The sequence below is a fragment of the Thermoflexus sp. genome (genome assembly GCF_042408815.1).
In the GTDB taxonomy this organism is placed as follows: domain Bacteria; phylum Chloroflexota; class Anaerolineae; order Thermoflexales; family Thermoflexaceae; genus Thermoflexus.
Genome location: NZ_JBHOQR010000001.1, coordinates 12,754 through 28,680 on the forward strand (window position 1 = coordinate 12,754; position 15,927 = coordinate 28,680).

A 15,927-nucleotide genomic window follows, 5' to 3' on the forward strand; every position below is an offset into this window, starting at 1 on the left:
GGATGTAGTGTTCCCATCCTTTCCTGACCCATTTCGATTTCGAAGGGATCGCGGGGCCTGCGCCTGGGGTTCAGGGTAGCCCTCATGATGTGGCTTTGGGTGGAGCTTGCGACGGAACCAACCGCCCCCTCTTCGCATGGTTTCGCCGCACGAAGAGGGAGCGGTGTCCTATCGCTCGCTTGCAATCCAACGGGCTCATCCCGGTAGCACAGGGCGCTGGCCGCTTGATGAACCTGGGCTGGGATTAATTCGCAGATAACGATTCCAGAGGCGGGATCGGGCGGCCGCGGGCCCGAGCTTCCTCCAGTGCCCGCTTCAGGGCATAGGCCATCACCGTAAGCTCCTCCTCGATGGGCTCGGCCTCAGGGGCAGGGGCGGATCGCGGGGGAACCGCTTTCTGGATCGAGGGTTCGGGTTCCACTTCTTTGATAGGGAGGAGCCCCCGGAGGCTGAGGCGGATCTGCTTTTTCTCGGGGTCCACCAGGATAATGCGGGCTTCGATTTCCTGACCCTCCTGGAGCACCTCGGAAGGATCCTTCAGGTTGCGCACCCCGAACTCGCTGATATGAATCAGGGCATCCCGCTCTGCCCCGATATCCACGAAGGCTCCGAATTTCTCCACCCGGGTGACCTTGCCCCGGATCAGCTCGCCGACCTTCAGATCTTCCCACTTCACAGAAGGTGGCGGGATCATGGTCAGGCGCAGCCGGCGCTCGCGGCGGCTGGCGCTGATCACCCAGACTTTCACCTCGTCGCCTACCTGGAACAACCCGGTGGGATCCACCCGGCCCTCCCGGCGGATCTGAGAAGCCGGAACGAACCCTTCCACCGGCGCGTCGATATCCACATACACGCCGCCCGGCTCCACCCGCGTGATCCGGCCGGTGAACTCCCGACCCGGCTTCAGTTGCCCCCAGCCATACGTCGCCGGGCGGATCATCGTGAGGCTCAACAGGTTTTTCTTGCGGTTGACCTGCTTCACCCAGACCGTCACGCGATCGCCGGGCTTCAGCACATCGGATACCCGGAGGATGGGTTGTGGGCTGAGCTGGGAAAGGTGGATGAAACCAGGGATCTCGGAGCCGATGTCAACGAAGGCACCTGCCGGGGTGATCGCGATGACGACTCCTTCCACCTGCATTTTCGGACGAAGAGATCGAAGGGGAACCTTGACAGAGCTCTCGGCCTCCTCTTGCTGTTCCAGGATCCCAGGGCGCGTTTCCATGGCGGCTTACCCCCTCCTTGCGAGTGATCTGGGAGGATCATACGCGCGATCCGTGCTTTCTTTCACAATTTTACGTCGGAGCGGACAGGCTGGCAAACGATAGGCGGGCGCAGCCAGCCGCCTGAGCCCTGAGCGAATTCACCACTATTTTCTCCCCTCTTTTTGGGGCGCTATAATTTCATCCTTGTGAATCTTAGCCAGGAGGTTAGATCGTGGAGCGGACGCTGGTCCTGATCAAGCCGGATGGGATTCAGCGGGGGCTGGTTGGAGAGATCATCTCCCGGCTGGAGCGCCGTGGGTTGAAGATCGTGGCCATGAAGATGTTGCAGATCTCCCCCGAGCTGGCCGCGCGCCATTATGCGATCCATCAGGGCAAGCCTTTTTATGAGAGCCTGGTGCGTTACATCACCTCCGGCCCGGTGGTGGCAATGGTTGTGGAGGGCCCCCAGGCGATCGAGGTGGTGCGCAAGACCATGGGCGCGACCGATCCGGTGAAGGCGGAGCCCGGGACGATCCGGGCGGACTTCGGCCTCACCATCGGACGCAATCTGGTTCACGGATCGGACGGTCCGGAGACGGCGGCGTTCGAGATCGCGCTATTCTTCCGGGAGGATGAGATCCTCTCCTATCCGCGGGACGTGGATCGATGGATTATGGACAGTTAATCGAATGCGGGGCGCCTTTGGTGCCCCGCATTCGATTACCTTTCTCTTCCCTGGTGGCTTGCTGGGGTTCCTGATGGGCTCCGATTGGAAAGACCGTAGAGCCCTCTCCCTCTCTCGAGCTCCCGGTGTGAGCGGGTGTGCCAAAGGTGTGTCGATCTCCATCCGAGGGCTCAGGCCAGCGCTCGCAAGGCTTGCTCCAGGGTCTCGGGGTCCTCCACTCGCAGCGTGCGAGCTTCCGGAGCGATCCGGCGGATCAACCCGCTTAACACATCCCGGGGGCCGAATTCCACAAAGGTCCGGACGCCGTTCTCGATCATCCACTGCACGCTCTCCGTCCATCGGACCGGGGCGGTCAGCTGCTGGGCCAGCTCCGCCCGCAGGTCTTCCGGATCGCCTTGGAGCGGGCGGGCCTGCACGTTGCTGATTACCGGGATGCGGGGCCGGTGAAAGGGCGTGGCCTTTAACGCGGCCCGGAAGGGCTCCACCGCGGGGGCCATCCATGGGGAATGGGCGGCGATGCTAACTGCCAGCGGGACGACCCGTTTGGCCCCGCGGCTTCGGGCGAGCTCGCTCGCCCGTGTCACTGCAGCCTTCCCGCCGGAGATCACCAGCTGGCCCGGGCAGTTGTCATTGGCCACGACGACCGCTTCACCGGTTTCCCGGCTGGCCTCGGCGCAGATCGCCTCTAGAGCGGCCCGCTCCATCCCCAGCACGGCGGCCATAGCCCCCGGATGTTGCTCCCCCGCCCACCTCATTAGGCGTCCCCGCTCCTGCACCAGGCCCAAGGCGTCCAGAAAAGAAAGGGCGCCCGCGACCACCAGAGCGGTGAATTCTCCCAGGCTGTGGCCAGCCACGAAATCAGGCGCGGGTCCTCCCCGGGCCTGCCAGGCCTGCCAGGCCGCGATGGAGACCGTGAGGATGGCCGGCTGGGTGTAAAAGGTGTCGTTCAGCTGTGGCTCCGGCCCCTCGAAGCACAGGCGAGAGATGGCGTAGCCCAGCCGGGCATCCGCTTCCTCGAACACCTGGCGGGCTTCAGAAAAGGCCTCGTAAAGGGCCCGGCCCATCCCTACATATTGCGAGCCCTGTCCTGGGAAAACAAAAGCGAGGTGCCCGTTCATGCCTTGCTCCTGGGGTTCGGAGTGAAGGTCTGGACAATGCGATCGATGAGCTCCAGGAAGAACCGTTGCCGGAAGCCGGCAATGAAAGCCAGCAGATACATAAAGAGCGGATTGGCCGGCGTGGACGTCCCCTGGATGGTGAGGAAGCCCACGGTGATGATCATATAGATGATCATGCCGATCATGCTCCCGAGGAGCGGCTGGACGAGATACCACATCACGTACTGGCGATCGAAATCTCGCTGAATGGCCACATGCCAGTAGAGGCTGTAGAAGATGCCGCATACTCCGCCCAGGCCGCCCCACATGATGGGCTCCCAGATCCCTTCGTAGCCCGGAGGGACCACCCGGGCGCTGTAGCCTCGGCCCTCCGTCAGCGCCCAGAGATAAAGCCCCAGCCAGGCGATGCCCCAGAGGAAGACAAAGAGCCCGTAGGTATAGGACCAGCGCCAGAGCCGGCGGGCGATGGCGTAGCGGGTCTGGGCGAGGCTGTAGTAGTATTCCGCCTCATCGTAGCCGTCGGGGGAGAGCAATGCCTCTCGGGCCTGTTTCAGCCACGTCAGCGCCTGCTCCGCGGTTCCCGGATCGGGGATTGCCCCGCTGGCGATGCGGCGGTAAAGCTCATCGATCCGCGCATGGAGTTGACGGACGTGGGCTTCATCCACCCCGCGGGGGTGAGTCGCCCGTGGTTTTTCAGGGAAGGCCGGGGGGGTGGGGGCTTGTTCCATCGGTTGTGCTCCTTCGGCAGGGGTTGCGGCCATCGCTTCCGACGAGCCCACCATCGGGTGAAGGGCCTCGGGCATCAGCAATCCGGGAATGCGCAGGGCCCGCATCGGCGCCCGGGGGTCCACGTCGACCGTCTCCGCGGGCGTGGCCGTGGGCTCCCAGCGCCAGTCGGGCGGAGGGGCCCAGTTCGGGATCTCAAGGCGGGCCGAGGCCACGCGCGTGGCCTCCAGGGCGAGAAACCGGAAACCGTTATCGTCCTCCGACGGAGGCCAGGAGACGGCATCGGTGGGAGCACGGGACGGTTCAGGGGGACGGCGGAATGGAGGAGAGGGAGCGAGGGTTTCCGGGCTCTCCTCCCCGCCTTCTAGCGATCCCCTGGAGGAAGGGGTGGAGAGGGATTCTCCCGAACGCGGCTCCTGCGCGGAAACCGGCGTCTTCGGATTCCGCGCAGGAGGATCTATGGGCTCTACCCATTCGGTAAGCCCGGCGAAGAGCGTTCGACCTCGGCCGCGAATGGAGATCTCGGGCTTTCCTCGCTTGCCCATCATGAGATCCTGAATTCCAAAGTCAGGCAGGCGGGCTTTTCTTCAACTATGAGCTCTGAAGAGGGACATGGGATCTCTTTACCTGCCACTGGCCTCCTCGATCAGCGCAGCCAGTCGCCGATAGGCCTGGGCCCCGGGGTGATTGGCCATGTAATCCAGAAGGCTCTGCCCGGCGACCGGAGCCTCAGCGAACCGGATGCTTTGAGGGATGAAGACCTGAAACACTTTTTTCCCGAAGGCGGCTGTCAGCTCCGCGAGCACGTCCCGATGATGGCGAAGGTGGAGCTGCACCATGGTGGGCAGGATGCCCATGAGCTCGATGGAAAGCCCCAATTGCTGGCGCAACCGCCCGACGGCGATCAGCAGCCCTTTCAGGCTGCGCAGGGAGAGATAATCCGGCCGGATGGGGATCAGGAAGGCATCGGCGGCGACGAGGGCGTTCACCGTGAGGGGGCCCAATCCGGGCGGCGCGTCGATCAGGATGTAGGCATAGTGTCCATGAACCGGTCGAAGGGCCTCTCGAAGCCGGTAAGGCCAGCGCGGGCGCTGGTGCAGGATCAGCTCCGCCTGGTTCAGCTGAAACGAGGCGGGGGCGATCTCCAGACCCGGCCGCAGGTTCCGGATCACCTGGGTGATGGGGATGCCTTTCATCAGCGAGGCCTCGACGGTTGGCGAGAGATCCTCGTTCAACCCGAAAGCCGCCGTTAACGCCGCCTGGGGGTCAAGATCCACCAACAGGGTGGATGCGCCGCGCTCCGCCAGCGCGACGCCGAGATGAACCACCGTCGTGGTTTTGCCCGTCCCCCCTTTCTGGCTGACTACGGCAATGGTTCGAGCCACGTGGACCTGCCTTCGGCTCTGCGGGCCGATGCGAGCGGATCAAGAATCATGTCGTTGGTCCGGAATCAGGAAGAGGCCTCGCCCCTTTCACCTTCCGGCATCGGAGATCCAGGGCCTTCAGATCCCTCCATACGATCTCCCCACCAGCGGCGGAGCCGCTCCGCGATCTCCCGTTCGTAACCCTGGTCGGATGGCGCGTAAAAGCGAACGCGGGGGAGCCCGACGGGCCAGTAGGATTGTCGGACGAAGTGCCCCGGAAAGACATGCGGATATTGATAGCCCCGGCCATGGCCCAGGGCCTCGGCATCGCGACTGGCGTCCTTCAGGTGGGCGGGGACCTCACCGGCTCCGTGAGCGCGAAGGAATTCCAGAGCCTGGAAAAAGGCCCCCGTGCGGTTGCTCTTGGGGGCAGTGGCCAGATACAGCGTGGCCTCAGCCAGAGGATAGGCCGCCTCAGGCATCCCCACCCACTCCACAGCCTGAGCGCATGCGGCGGTCACCACAATCGCCATGGGATCCGCCAGTCCCACATCTTCCGCCGCCAGGATCAACAGACGCCGCATGATGAACCGGGGATCCTCTCCCGCTTCCACCATTTTCGCCAGCCAGAGCAGGGCGGCATCGGGATCGCTTCCCCGGATCGACTTGATGAAGGCGCTGATCGTATCGTAATGGGCTTCCCGATCGTAAGCCAGTGCCCGCCGCTGGACAACGGCCTGGGCGATCTCCATGGTGATGCGGATCATCCCATCCGGATCGGGGGAGGTCACGCTGACGGCCAGCTCCAGCGCGTTCAGGGCGCTGCGGGCGTCCCCTTCGCTCAGGCGAGCCCAGAATTGAAGAACCTCTTCAGGGACTTCGATCGGCTGCCCCCCGTAACCGTTCTCCGGATCCGAGAGCGCGCGTCGAAGCAGCTGAAGGATCTCGTCTTCTGTCAGAGGCTGAAAGGTGAAGACTCGGGAACGGGAGACCAAGGCGGGGACGATGGTGAAGTAGGGGTTCTCGGTGGTGATGCCGATGAAGACCACCGTGCCGTCTTCCACGTAAGGCAACAGGGCATCCTGTTGCACCCGGGTAAAGCGATGCAGCTCATCGACAATGAGGATGGTTCGCTGAAGATAGAGACGGCGGCGATCCTGCGCCTCCTGAATCACCCGGCGGAGGTCCGGGAGGCCGGCGGTGACCGCACTCAGAGTCTCCACATGGGCCCGGGCTGCCTGGGCGATCAGCAGAGCCAGGGTGGTTTTGCCGGTGCCCGGCGGACCCCAGAAGATCATGGAGTTCAGCAGCTTTCCTTCTTCGATGAGGCGTCGAAGGGGGGCGCCGGGCCCAATCAGATGAGCCTGGCCCACGAATTCTTCGAGGCGTCGAGGGCGCAGGCGCGCGGCCAGGGGGGCTTCCCGCCGAACCGCTTCCGCCTGGCTATAGGAGAAAAGATCCTTCTTTCCGGCCATCTCCGCGGGATGTCCTTTCATTCGCCTTCCGGGTCTCGAGCTGAAAAGTCCCGATCCACCTGTCGGGGATGCACCCGGCAATGCTCTGCCCGGATGATCGCCAGGATATCGTTCACCGCCTCGTCCAGCCGTTGATCCCGATTCACGACTACATAATCGAACTCGGACCAGTGTTTCAGCTCTTCCTCCACGGCCTGGAGCCTCCGGGCGATCGATTCGGTGGTTTCGGTGCCGCGGGCCCGGAGGCGCTCGATCAGCTCTTCCCGGGAGGCAGGGATGACGAAAATGAACACTGCTTCTGGGATCAGGCGACGGAGCGTGGCCGCCCCCTGCACATCCACGCGCAGGATGACGTCCTTCCCGCTGGCCAGGGCATTTTCAATCTCCCAGCGGGGGATCCCTTTATAATCTCCATAAACGATCGCATATTCCAGGAACTCCCCGGCCCGAATGCTTGCTTCAAACTGTTCCCGGGAGAGGAAATGATAATCCACGCCATCGACCTCATCCGGGCGAGGGGGACGGGAAGTGGCGGTGACCACAAAGTGGAATGGAACGTTCAATTCCTTCATCCGCCGGATGAGGGAATCCTTCCCGGCTCCGGAGGGCCCCGAGATCACCACCACCAGGGGCCGGGCCGGACGCTGAGCCAGTCCCTCCAGCGTGGAGGGCTCCTTTACAGGAATCCACTCGGGCGTCTGGGAACCTTTCCGGTCGCTCATCGGGCTCCAGGAGCTCGAAGGTAGTCTGTTCGGGACGCGCGCAGCTGGGTTTTGGCGCTCTATAGGGGCCAGGGGGAAGAACGGGCAATAGATCGGAAGGCCCGCCCGACCCCGGATGGCCGGGAGTTCCCTGGTTTCTCATTTTACCCGTGAGTGGGAGGAAGCGGCAGGGGATCCGGGACCTCCGATTTTCGTTGCCATGGAGTTCCTCCCGCACGGAATTTACCCCTCTGCTCGCCCGCTCATTCAAGCGACTCCCCGTGTTCTGAGCTCTACCGGCGGAACTCCTCGAGGCTCCTGTAGGAGCACTCTCTGGATATAATGGAGAGCGAATCCGGGAAACGGAGGGGGGAGAGGATGCCCATCTATGAGTATCGGTGCCGGCAATGTCGTCGTCGGGTTACGGCGTTCTTCCGCACCTTCTCCGAGGTGGATCACAGCCAGGTCGCCTGCACCTACTGTGGCAGTCGCGATCTGGTCCGGTTGATTTCCCGGGTGCGGGTGCTCCGCTCGGAGGAATCCCGCCTGGAATCCCTGGCGGATGCGGATTGGATCGGGGATGTGGATGAGAAGGACCCGCGCTCCATTGGCCGCTGGATGCGCCGGATGACCCAGGAGCTGGGCGAAGAGCTGGGGGATCTGGGGCCGGAGTTCGAAGAAGTGATCGAGCGCCTGGAGGCAGGCCAGACACCGGAGGAGATCGAGAAGGCGATCCCCGAGCTCGCCGGCGAGGGAGGGGAGGGGGAAGGAGGAGAGGAGGGCGAAGCCGACCTGGAAACGGAGGATTGAGGATTGCGCGGAATGCAGGGGCTTTTTAGAGGGTTTGCGGGAAAGCCTTAATGCGAAGAGGAGGGACTCGGTGGAAGCCCTGCGAGAGGCCATCCGTCGTTACGGCCGCCATTTGGGGAACGGCATCATTAAAGTGGATGCCTTCCTGAATCATCAGATCGATCCGGCCTTGATCGCGGCCTGTGGCCAGGAGCTCGCCCGGCGTTTTCGCCCCCGCCATCCCACCAAAGTGTTGACCGCGGAGATCTCCGGCATTGGGCCGGCCCTGATGACCGCGTATGCCCTCGGGGTCCCATTGGTCTTTGCCCGCAAGCATAAGCCCCTCACAATGGGGGAGGATGTGTTCTTCGCGACCGCGCCTTCGCACACCAAGGGGGGCGATGTGACGCTGCTGGTGGCTGCGGATTACCTCCGGCCCGGGGATCGCGTGCTGATTGTGGACGACTTTCTGGCGACGGGGGCTACGATCTTGGCCCTGGCCCGGCTGGCTCAGGCGGCCGGCGCGCAGGTGGTCGGGATCGGAGCGGTCATCGAAAAGCGCTTTGAGGGAGGTCGGGATCGGCTGCAAGCGCTGGGCGTACCCATCGAGTCCCTAGCCGTGGTGAGCGGCGTAGAGGGGGATCAGATCCTGCTGGAGGAATAGGGGCGCCTTCGTTATGAATGGATGATCTGGGGCGCATCCCAGCTTGCCCATTCTTTCTGGGAGCGCAGGGGTGTGGAAGCAATCCCGGTTTTCCAACAGCGGCGGGTGATTCTCGGGGTCACGGGCGGCATCGCAGCGTATAAAGTGGCGGACCTGGCTAGCAAGCTGACTCAAGCGGGGGCCCAGGTGGATGTCGTGATGACTGCTGCCGCCGCTCGCTTCGTGGCCCCGCTCACGTTTCACGCCCTCACGGGTCGACCGGTGTGGACCGATCTGTGGACGCCCACGCCGGAGACGGCGATCCCCCACGTGGTTCTCGGGGAGGCAGCGGATCTGGTGGTCATCGCGCCTGCGACGGCGGATTTTATCGCCAAGATGGCCCACGGGCTGGCGGACGATCTGTTGAGCGCGCTGTGTCTATCCACGCGAGCTCCGATCCTCATTGCCCCGGCCATGGATGGGGGGATGTGGGCGAACCCGGTGACCCAGGAAAACGTGGAACGCCTTCGAGCACGAGGGATCGAGGTGGTGGGCCCTGCCTATGGACGGATGGCCTCCGGCCTGGAGGGCTGGGGCCGCATGATCGAGCCGGCTGAGCTGATCGGGCATATCCGCCGGATCCTCGGCCGTAAGGGGCCCATGGCCGGCCGCCGGGTGGTGGTGACCGCTGGCCCCACCTATGAACCGATCGATCCGGTTCGATTTATCGGGAACCGCTCCTCAGGGAGGCAAGGCTTCGCCCTGGCCCAGGCCGCACTGGATCGCGGTGCGGAGGTGGTGCTGATCGCCGGCCCGGTGGCGTTAGAAACCCCCGTTGGGGCTCAGCGCATCGATGTGGGAACGGCTGCGGAGATGGCGGAGGCGGTCTGGCAGGAATGCAGGGAAGCGGACGTCCTGCTGATGGCCGCAGCGGTGGCCGATTACCGTCCAGCCCGGGCGCAGCCGTTGAAGATCAAGAAGGGGGCCGCGTTCGCCCTGGAGCTCGTGGCCACCGTGGATATCCTGGAAGGCGTGGCGGCCCGCCGGGTGGAACAGGGAAAGCCCCAGGTGGTGGTGGGCTTCGCGGCCGAGACGGGGGATCTGCTGGAGAACGCGCGGGCAAAGCTGCAGGCCAAAGGGCTCGATCTCATCGTCGCCAATGACGTCACCGAGCCCGGGGCCGGGTTTGCCGTGGAGACGAATCGGGTCACTCTCATCGACGCGCGGGGACACGTGGAGCCGCTGCCCCTGATGAGCAAGGCCGCCGTCGCCGAGGCCATCCTAGATCGCGTGGTCGATCTCCTGCGGGGAAAAGGGTAGCGTCTGGTCTATCCTCCGGAGATTCTGCCGATCAGGGCTGCTGCGCGCGTCCCATTCGGCTCTCCATCAGCCAATCCGTCTCCCGGATTCAGGGCGGGGGTGCGCATCCTTCTCATGGCCACCCGGTCAGGATGGAGGGGAGAGGGTGCATCAACAGCCGGATGGGGATGAGGGCGTAGTTCTTGAATAACATAGCTAAAGTGGGAAGCGTGATGGAGGCGCTGAAATCCGAGCGAATCGCCGCCGCAAGGGGAGCCAGCTGCCACGTCCATGGAACGGTGAGACTGTAGAAGATCATGGTGAGAACCGCTCCGACCAGGACCAGCCACCAGAGGAGCCCGCCGATCCCCCCCAGCAGGTAATCCATCAATCCCAGAGCCGCCAGGCGGATCTGCCGATAAAAAGTGAAATTCAAAAGCTCCAGCCCGATGTAGGCGATCAGGAAAATCGTAACAAAAAAGAATATGGAAGTTTCTACGGTGATCAAACCCACGGCGCGGGCGAAGGCAGTCACCATGAGATCTTGAAGGCCGATGGCAAGCACCAAGGCGAGATAAACAGAGGCCAGGCTGAGGATCTGCTTGACCAATCCTCTGTGCCCTCCTATCCATCCGCTGATCAGCGCCCCAAGCACCAGCACCAGATCGAAGATCATCCGGTCCTCCTCTGATTCGGGGATCCGGACCGTTGCGGTTGAGAGGCGAGGGGAACAGCCCCTGTTCTCCCCTTGCCACCCTTTGATTTCATTATAGCGAAAGGGTGGGTTCGGTTAAGGGATCGGTGCCCTCCGGCTTGATCTCATAAGGGATTTTCGCCTTCAGGGATGGAGGCCGCCGAGGGCGCTCCCCTATTCCCTTCTCTCCAGGTTGCGGCGCGCGGCCATTCGCTCTTTCGGAATCCAGGTTCGCCTGGATCCAAATGGATCATGGGCCAAGCGAAAGGCCAGGCCAACGGACCGCCAGGCGGGATATTCTGGGTTAAACTTAACAGAGAAAGCGGGCCGCCCCGTCCCGGGGTTGTTTTCACGGCATTCGGACGGTGCTCGATCCTGCGCGCATGGATGGGGGCGGCGCCGCTGGCTTTCCCCAGCCGCTTTCGAGGCTGGGCCGGCCGCTGGGAGGGTCCCGCCTCACCCCTCCACCCTCACGGGGAGCGGGATCCATGCAAACGCGAGACTCAATATGGGTTCGGAGAGGCGAGCGATGCTGAAACAGATCCTGGGGAAGATCCTGGGGGATTCATCTGATCGCTGGTTGCGCCGGTGGGCGCCGCTGGTGGAGGCCATTAATCGCCTGGAGCCGGAGTTCGAGAAGTTGACGGATGCCGAATTGCGAGGGATGACCGACCGGTTCCGGACGCAAATTGCGGAGGCGATCGCCGGCCATCGGGAGGCCTATCGCCGGGCCTATCTGTCCTGGCTGGTAGAGCGGGATCCGGATCGGCGCACTCAGCTGGAATACGAAGTGAAGCAGCGCCTGTCCGAGTTGCGCCAGGCGGAGGAGGCCATCCTGGAGGAGCTTCTCCCCCAGGCTTTCGCTGCTGTGCGGGAGGCTTCAAAACGGACCCTGGGGTTGCGGCATTACGATGTGCAGCTGCTGGGCGGCATCGCGCTCCACTTCGGCAAAGTCGCTGAAATGAAGACTGGCGAAGGGAAGACCCTGGTCGCCACCCTACCCCTCTACCTCAACGCCCTGCTGGGGCTGGGTGTTCATCTGGTGACGGTAAACGATTACCTGGCCCGGCGGGATGCTCGCTGGATGGGGCCGATTTACCATATGCTGGGCCTTCGGGTGGGGCTGTTGCAGGCCGGGGAGGGCAATGCTTACATTTATGACCCCGATTACGATGGGGGAAAGGAGGATTTCGCCCAACTGCGTCCCGTCTCGCGCAAGGAAGCCTACTTGGCAGATATCACCTACGGGACGAACAATGAGTTCGGCTTCGATTACCTTCGGGATAACATGGCCTTCACCTTGGAGGCGCGGGTCCAGCGGCTGGAGCGTCCACATCGTTATGCCATCGTGGACGAGGTGGATAATATCCTCATCGATGAAGCGCGGACGCCGCTGATCATCAGCGGCCCGGCGGAGGAGGCGACCGAGGAATATATCCGGTGGGCTCAAATCGTGAGGCAGCTGCGGCCTGGCGATTACGAGATCGATGAGAAGCACCGGACAGTCCATCTCACCGATTCCGGCTATGACCGGGTCGAACAGCTCATCGGCAAACCCATCTTCGATCCAGAACGCCCTGAGGAGCTGACCCCTGAACAGATGAAGATGATCCACCACCTGGAGCAGGCCCTCAAGGCCCAGTTCCTCTATCATCGCAACCGTGATTACATCGTGCAGGGGCGTCAGGTGGTGATCATCGACGAGTTCACCGGCCGCCTCATGCCGGACCGCCGCTGGTCCGATGGCCTGCATCAGGCGATTGAAGCGAAGGAAGGCGTGCCCATCCGCCCGGAGAACGTTACCTATGCCACCATCACCATTCAGAACTACTTCCGCTTGTATGAGAAGCTGGCCGGGATGACTGGCACCGCGGCGACGGAGGCGGAGGAGTTCCAGAAGATCTACGGGCTGGATGTGGTGGTCATTCCCACCCACCGTCCGATGATCCGCGTGGATTACCCCGATGTGATCTATCGAACAAAGGAGGCCAAGCACCGGGCGATCCTCCGGGAGATCGTCCAGATGCACACCATGGGCCGGCCAGTGCTGGTGGGGACCACTTCGGTGGAGGCCTCGGATTACTTGAGCAAGCGTCTGCAAGCCGAGGGCCTGCGCTGGCTGGCGCTGGTGGACTTGGTGAAGGATGCATTGCGGCGTCGCGAGGCCGAGGGGAAGGAGGTCCTGCTCTCCGAGGAGGAGCGGGGGCTTCTCGGCCAGCCGCCGGAGAAACTGCCTGGAGGGAAGCTCCGGTCCTGGGCCCGGGCCCTGGGGCTGGATCCGGATCCGCTGTCCCCAGCCAATCTGGAGCATCTCGCGGCGTTGTGGCGGGTGGACCAGCCGGATCGGCTCCGACGGGTCCTGGAGCATGGGGTTCCCCATGAGGTGTTGAACGCGCGTCATCACGACCGGGAGGCACGCATCATCGCCCAGGCTGGCCGGGTCGGAGCGGTGACCATCGCCACCAATATGGCGGGGCGTGGTGTGGACATCAAACTGGGCGGCGAGCTGCCGGAGGAGGTCCTGGGGGATGTCAACCGGGTCCTGCGTCGGGCCGGGTTCAATCCTTATGAGATGACGTTTGAGGAGCGGGCTGCGGCGCTGCGCCAGCTGGATCCCTCTCAATATGGGCTGTATCGGGAGGCGGTGCAGCGTTTCCTGGAGCATATCGAGGGCGAGCGCAAGGTGAAGGCTCTTGGGGGCCTTCACGTGCTCGGCACGGAGCGCCATGAGGCGCGGCGGATCGATAATCAGTTGCGCGGCCGCGCCGGCCGTCAGGGGGACCCAGGCTCCTCCCGTTTCTATCTCTCGCTGGAGGACGACCTGCTCCGGCGGTTCGCCGGGGATCGCCTGCGCGGCTGGATGGAGCGCGTGTGGGGAGATGACGATGAGCCACTGGAGCATCCCTGGCTGAACAAAACCATTGAGGAGGCTCAGCGGCGAGTGGAGGGCTACAACTTCGATATCCGCAAGCACCTGCTGGAATACGATGATGTGCTCAACCGTCAGCGCGAGCTGATCTACGGCCAGCGCCTCCGGCTGCTTCTGCGGGACGATCTCCATGACGATCTCTGGGCGATGGTGGAGGCGGAGGTCGGACGCCGGCTTCAGCAGATGAAGCCCGGCGAGGGATGGAAGGTCATCGAGTGGCTGGACAGTGTTCAGCCACCGATGGTGCTGAGCGATGGTCGATTCCTTCCTTCCTTCAGCCTGGCCCTGCTCCTGGAGCGCTTGGCGTCTGGGGAGCCTTCCCTCCAGAAGGTCGCCGGATTGCTTCATGAGGCGGCGCGGGCAGCGGCCGCTCACTGGGCGGAAGCAGCAGCCCGGGCCGTCCAGGCAGTGGCGGAGCGCAGCCGGGATACCCTCTCAGATTGGGTGGATGCGGCGGAGCGGGCGTTTGAGGACTGGCTTCAGGAAGGATCGGAAGGCCGCCAGGGGTTGAATCTGCGCAACCTCATGGAGCGAGTGCGTGAGCTGACCGGCCTGGAGATCCGGCTGGAAGGCCTGCGGGCCGCCGCGCCGGAGGAGGTCCGGGAGCACCTGATGGAGGCCGTACGGGAAGCCGGGCATCGCGCGCTGCGCATGCAAGCCCTCACCGCGGCGGCCCGGCGAGCAGGCGTTGGTCTCACCCTGCGGGAGATGGATCTGATGGAAGCTCCATGGGAGGAACTGGCCGAGATCATCCGTGAGGGGATTCTTCGGGAGACCCAGGCTCGACTGGAGGCCCACCTTCGGGAGGTGGAAGGGATCCTGGCCGATCGCTTGAACGGCCAGCGGGACCCGGTCGCACTGGCGCAGGCGCTCTGGGAAGCCCAGTTCACCCGGCAGACTGCCTTTGATGCCCGGACCCATCAGCGGGTGACATATGCGCAGGTGGTGTTCCCGCTCTCCTATCTGGCCGGGCAGCTGCTGGAGGAGATCCCCGCATCGGAGCGCGGCCCACGGATCCTGGAGCATCTCCGCGGGGTGCTGGAAGCCCGTGAGGAGGAGTTGGGCCGTTCGGTATGGGTTTCGATGGCGGAACAGCGGCCCGTCGATCTGGACGAGGCAACCCGCCTCAGCCTGATGAGCTGGCTGGGGGCGGAACGATGGACGATGGTCGCGGAAACCCTCTTCGGGCACTGGCCGTCGGGGCTCCAGGAGGAAGCCATCCGGTTCTTTGGGCGTCGGGCCTTCTCCACCGCGGCCCGTAACCTGTTGCTCAGCTTGATCGGCCAACTATGGGTGGATTATCTCACGGCGATAGAGAACCTGCGGCAGGGGATCGGGCTGGAGGCGTTCGGCCAGCGGGATCCGCTGGTCGAATACAAGCGGCGGGCTTTCGAGATGTTCCAGGATCTGTTGACCAACATCCGGGCGGAAACCGTGCGGCGGCTTTTCCTGATCGCGCCCACCGGCCAGGCCATGGCCCGAGAACGCCGGGGTGTCCCCGCGTCCCGAGCGCAGGTCCATTCGGATGCTGCCTCCCGCTCCATCGGGCGGAACGATCCGTGCCCATGCGGCAGCGGCAAGAAGTATAAGCATTGTCATGGCCGGCCGGGAGCGCCCCCTCTGCCGGGAACGACCTCAACTCCCTCATCGACAGCCGAACGCCGTCGCCGATGAATAATTAGGAGGCCTCTCCTTGGCCTGTCATACAGTGTCGAAGATCAAGGGGCGAGCGTGAGAAGGAGCATGCGATTGTTGCTCCGTGGGCTCATCCTGTTTATCAGCCTCAGCCCTGGGGTCAGTGGCTTCCGCCCGGATCTCCCACGATCCTTCCGGTGACCCCTCCGCTCGCCCTGGGGAGCTCCCTCTTCCACAACCCCGGGTGGGGGTCCGCTGAAATCGGAGGGCCAGGGAGTGGCTCCCCTCTCCTTACTCCAACCTCCTCGCCGCCTGGGCATCCATCTGTTCCCACCCGGGTGCCGCCGTGGTCTGAGGATCTCGCCGGTCTTCCCTCTCTCGAGACCCGCGCCGGCGGTATTGCATTTAAAATACATTAGGAAGTCTTCCCGAAGCCCGGAGGGCCCCAGGGAGGGGCTATCCTGCCGCTCCTATGGTTCCTGGTGGCCGTTCTGGCTGGCCTTTGGCGGGGTTATCCGATAGAAGGAGTTTTCGCCCCGACGCTTTCGCCCGGGCAGGCAGGGGCAGAACGATTCCCAACCCGGATCGGAGTCAAGCAACAGATGTCGTGAGCGCTGAGCGCATGGAAATGCCCCGGGGCTCCTGGGCCTGTTGGAGGGGGCCA

Annotated in this window: 12 protein-coding genes; 5 read left to right on the forward strand and 7 right to left on the reverse strand. The window is 63.7% G+C overall.

The window, feature by feature from the left end; all coding sequences use genetic code 11:
• Positions 1–244 precede the first annotated feature (244 nt).
• Complete coding sequence (locus ACFMO3_RS00065; RefSeq protein ID WP_376788390.1) at positions 245–1,225, reverse strand: S1 RNA-binding domain-containing protein; 981 nt, start codon at positions 1,223–1,225, stop codon at positions 245–247.
• 212 nt (positions 1,226–1,437) lie between these two features.
• Between ACFMO3_RS00065 and ndk the strand changes: the two genes are divergently transcribed.
• Positions 1,438–1,890 carry a nucleoside-diphosphate kinase gene (gene ndk / locus ACFMO3_RS00070; protein WP_376788391.1) on the forward strand — a complete coding sequence of 151 codons (453 nt, stop codon included), beginning with the start codon at positions 1,438–1,440 and terminating at the stop codon, positions 1,888–1,890.
• A 170-nt stretch (positions 1,891–2,060) separates the two neighbouring features.
• On the opposite strand, the gene fabD is transcribed toward ndk, so the two are convergent.
• The 5 genes from fabD to ACFMO3_RS00095 all read right to left on the reverse strand — a co-directional run bounded on the left by fabD (position 2,061) and on the right by ACFMO3_RS00095 (position 7,295).
• Positions 2,061–3,008 (reverse strand): ACP S-malonyltransferase, encoded by a 948-nt coding sequence (fabD, locus tag ACFMO3_RS00075; protein ID WP_376788392.1) that lies wholly within the window; start codon positions 3,006–3,008, stop codon positions 2,061–2,063.
• Positions 3,005–3,949, reverse strand: coding sequence for a hypothetical protein (locus ACFMO3_RS00080; protein WP_376788393.1), 945 nt, complete (start codon positions 3,947–3,949; stop codon positions 3,005–3,007). Before ACFMO3_RS00080 ends, fabD begins: the two co-directional genes overlap by 4 nt.
• 408 nt (positions 3,950–4,357) lie before the next feature.
• Positions 4,358–5,119, reverse strand: a complete 762-nt coding sequence (locus ACFMO3_RS00085; RefSeq protein WP_376788394.1) for a ParA family protein — start codon at positions 5,117–5,119, stop codon at positions 4,358–4,360.
• A gap of 65 nt (positions 5,120–5,184) precedes the next feature.
• The gene (locus ACFMO3_RS00090) at positions 5,185–6,594 is read right to left on the reverse strand and encodes a replication-associated recombination protein A (protein WP_376788395.1); all 1,410 of its coding nucleotides are present in this window, start codon (positions 6,592–6,594) and stop codon (positions 5,185–5,187) included.
• The gene (locus tag ACFMO3_RS00095; RefSeq protein ID WP_376788396.1) at positions 6,591–7,295 is read right to left on the reverse strand and encodes a guanylate kinase; all 705 of its coding nucleotides are present in this window, start codon (positions 7,293–7,295) and stop codon (positions 6,591–6,593) included. Before ACFMO3_RS00095 ends, ACFMO3_RS00090 begins: the two co-directional genes overlap by 4 nt.
• Positions 7,296–7,652: 357 nt before the next feature.
• On the opposite strand from ACFMO3_RS00095, the gene ACFMO3_RS00100 reads away from it, so the two are divergent.
• The 3 genes from ACFMO3_RS00100 to coaBC all read left to right on the forward strand — a co-directional run bounded on the left by ACFMO3_RS00100 (position 7,653) and on the right by coaBC (position 10,026).
• Positions 7,653–8,084, forward strand: coding sequence for a zinc ribbon domain-containing protein (locus tag ACFMO3_RS00100; RefSeq protein WP_376788397.1), 432 nt, complete (start codon positions 7,653–7,655; stop codon positions 8,082–8,084).
• Between the two features lie 70 nt (positions 8,085–8,154).
• A complete protein-coding gene (gene xpt, locus ACFMO3_RS00105; RefSeq protein ID WP_376788398.1) occupies positions 8,155–8,727 on the forward strand; it encodes a xanthine phosphoribosyltransferase in 573 nt (190 codons plus the stop codon).
• Positions 8,728–8,799: 72 nt separating this feature from the next.
• Positions 8,800–10,026, forward strand: a complete 1,227-nt coding sequence (gene coaBC, locus ACFMO3_RS00110; RefSeq protein ID WP_376788399.1) for a bifunctional phosphopantothenoylcysteine decarboxylase/phosphopantothenate--cysteine ligase CoaBC — start codon at positions 8,800–8,802, stop codon at positions 10,024–10,026.
• A gap of 112 nt (positions 10,027–10,138) precedes the next feature.
• Here the strand turns inward: coaBC and ACFMO3_RS00115 are convergent, their stop codons facing one another.
• Positions 10,139–10,681: a CvpA family protein gene (locus ACFMO3_RS00115; protein WP_376788400.1), complete on the reverse strand. Its 543-nt coding sequence runs from the start codon at positions 10,679–10,681 to the stop codon at positions 10,139–10,141.
• Positions 10,682–11,228: 547 nt separating this feature from the next.
• On the opposite strand from ACFMO3_RS00115, the gene secA reads away from it, so the two are divergent.
• Entirely contained in the window at positions 11,229–15,302 is a 4,074-nt protein-coding gene (secA, locus tag ACFMO3_RS00120) for a preprotein translocase subunit SecA (protein WP_376788401.1), read from the forward strand.
• The last annotated feature ends 625 nt before the right edge of the window (positions 15,303–15,927 follow it).

What these genes read in the sequence shown, in the direction of transcription:
- ACFMO3_RS00065 (WP_376788390.1), bottom strand. Translation starts at nt 1,225, where the DNA reads ATGGAAACGCGCCCTGGGATCCTGGAACAGCAAGAGGAGGCCGAGAGC.
- fabD (WP_376788392.1), bottom strand. Translation starts at nt 3,008, where the DNA reads ATGAACGGGCACCTCGCTTTTGTTTTCCCAGGACAGGGCTCGCAATAT.
- ACFMO3_RS00090 (WP_376788395.1), bottom strand. Translation starts at nt 6,594, where the DNA reads ATGAAAGGACATCCCGCGGAGATGGCCGGAAAGAAGGATCTTTTCTCC.
- ACFMO3_RS00095 (WP_376788396.1), bottom strand. Translation starts at nt 7,295, where the DNA reads ATGAGCGACCGGAAAGGTTCCCAGACGCCCGAGTGGATTCCTGTAAAG.
- ACFMO3_RS00100 (WP_376788397.1), top strand. Translation starts at nt 7,653, where the DNA reads ATGCCCATCTATGAGTATCGGTGCCGGCAATGTCGTCGTCGGGTTACG.
- ACFMO3_RS00115 (WP_376788400.1), bottom strand. Translation starts at nt 10,681, where the DNA reads ATGATCTTCGATCTGGTGCTGGTGCTTGGGGCGCTGATCAGCGGATGG.
- secA (WP_376788401.1), top strand. Translation starts at nt 11,229, where the DNA reads ATGCTGAAACAGATCCTGGGGAAGATCCTGGGGGATTCATCTGATCGC.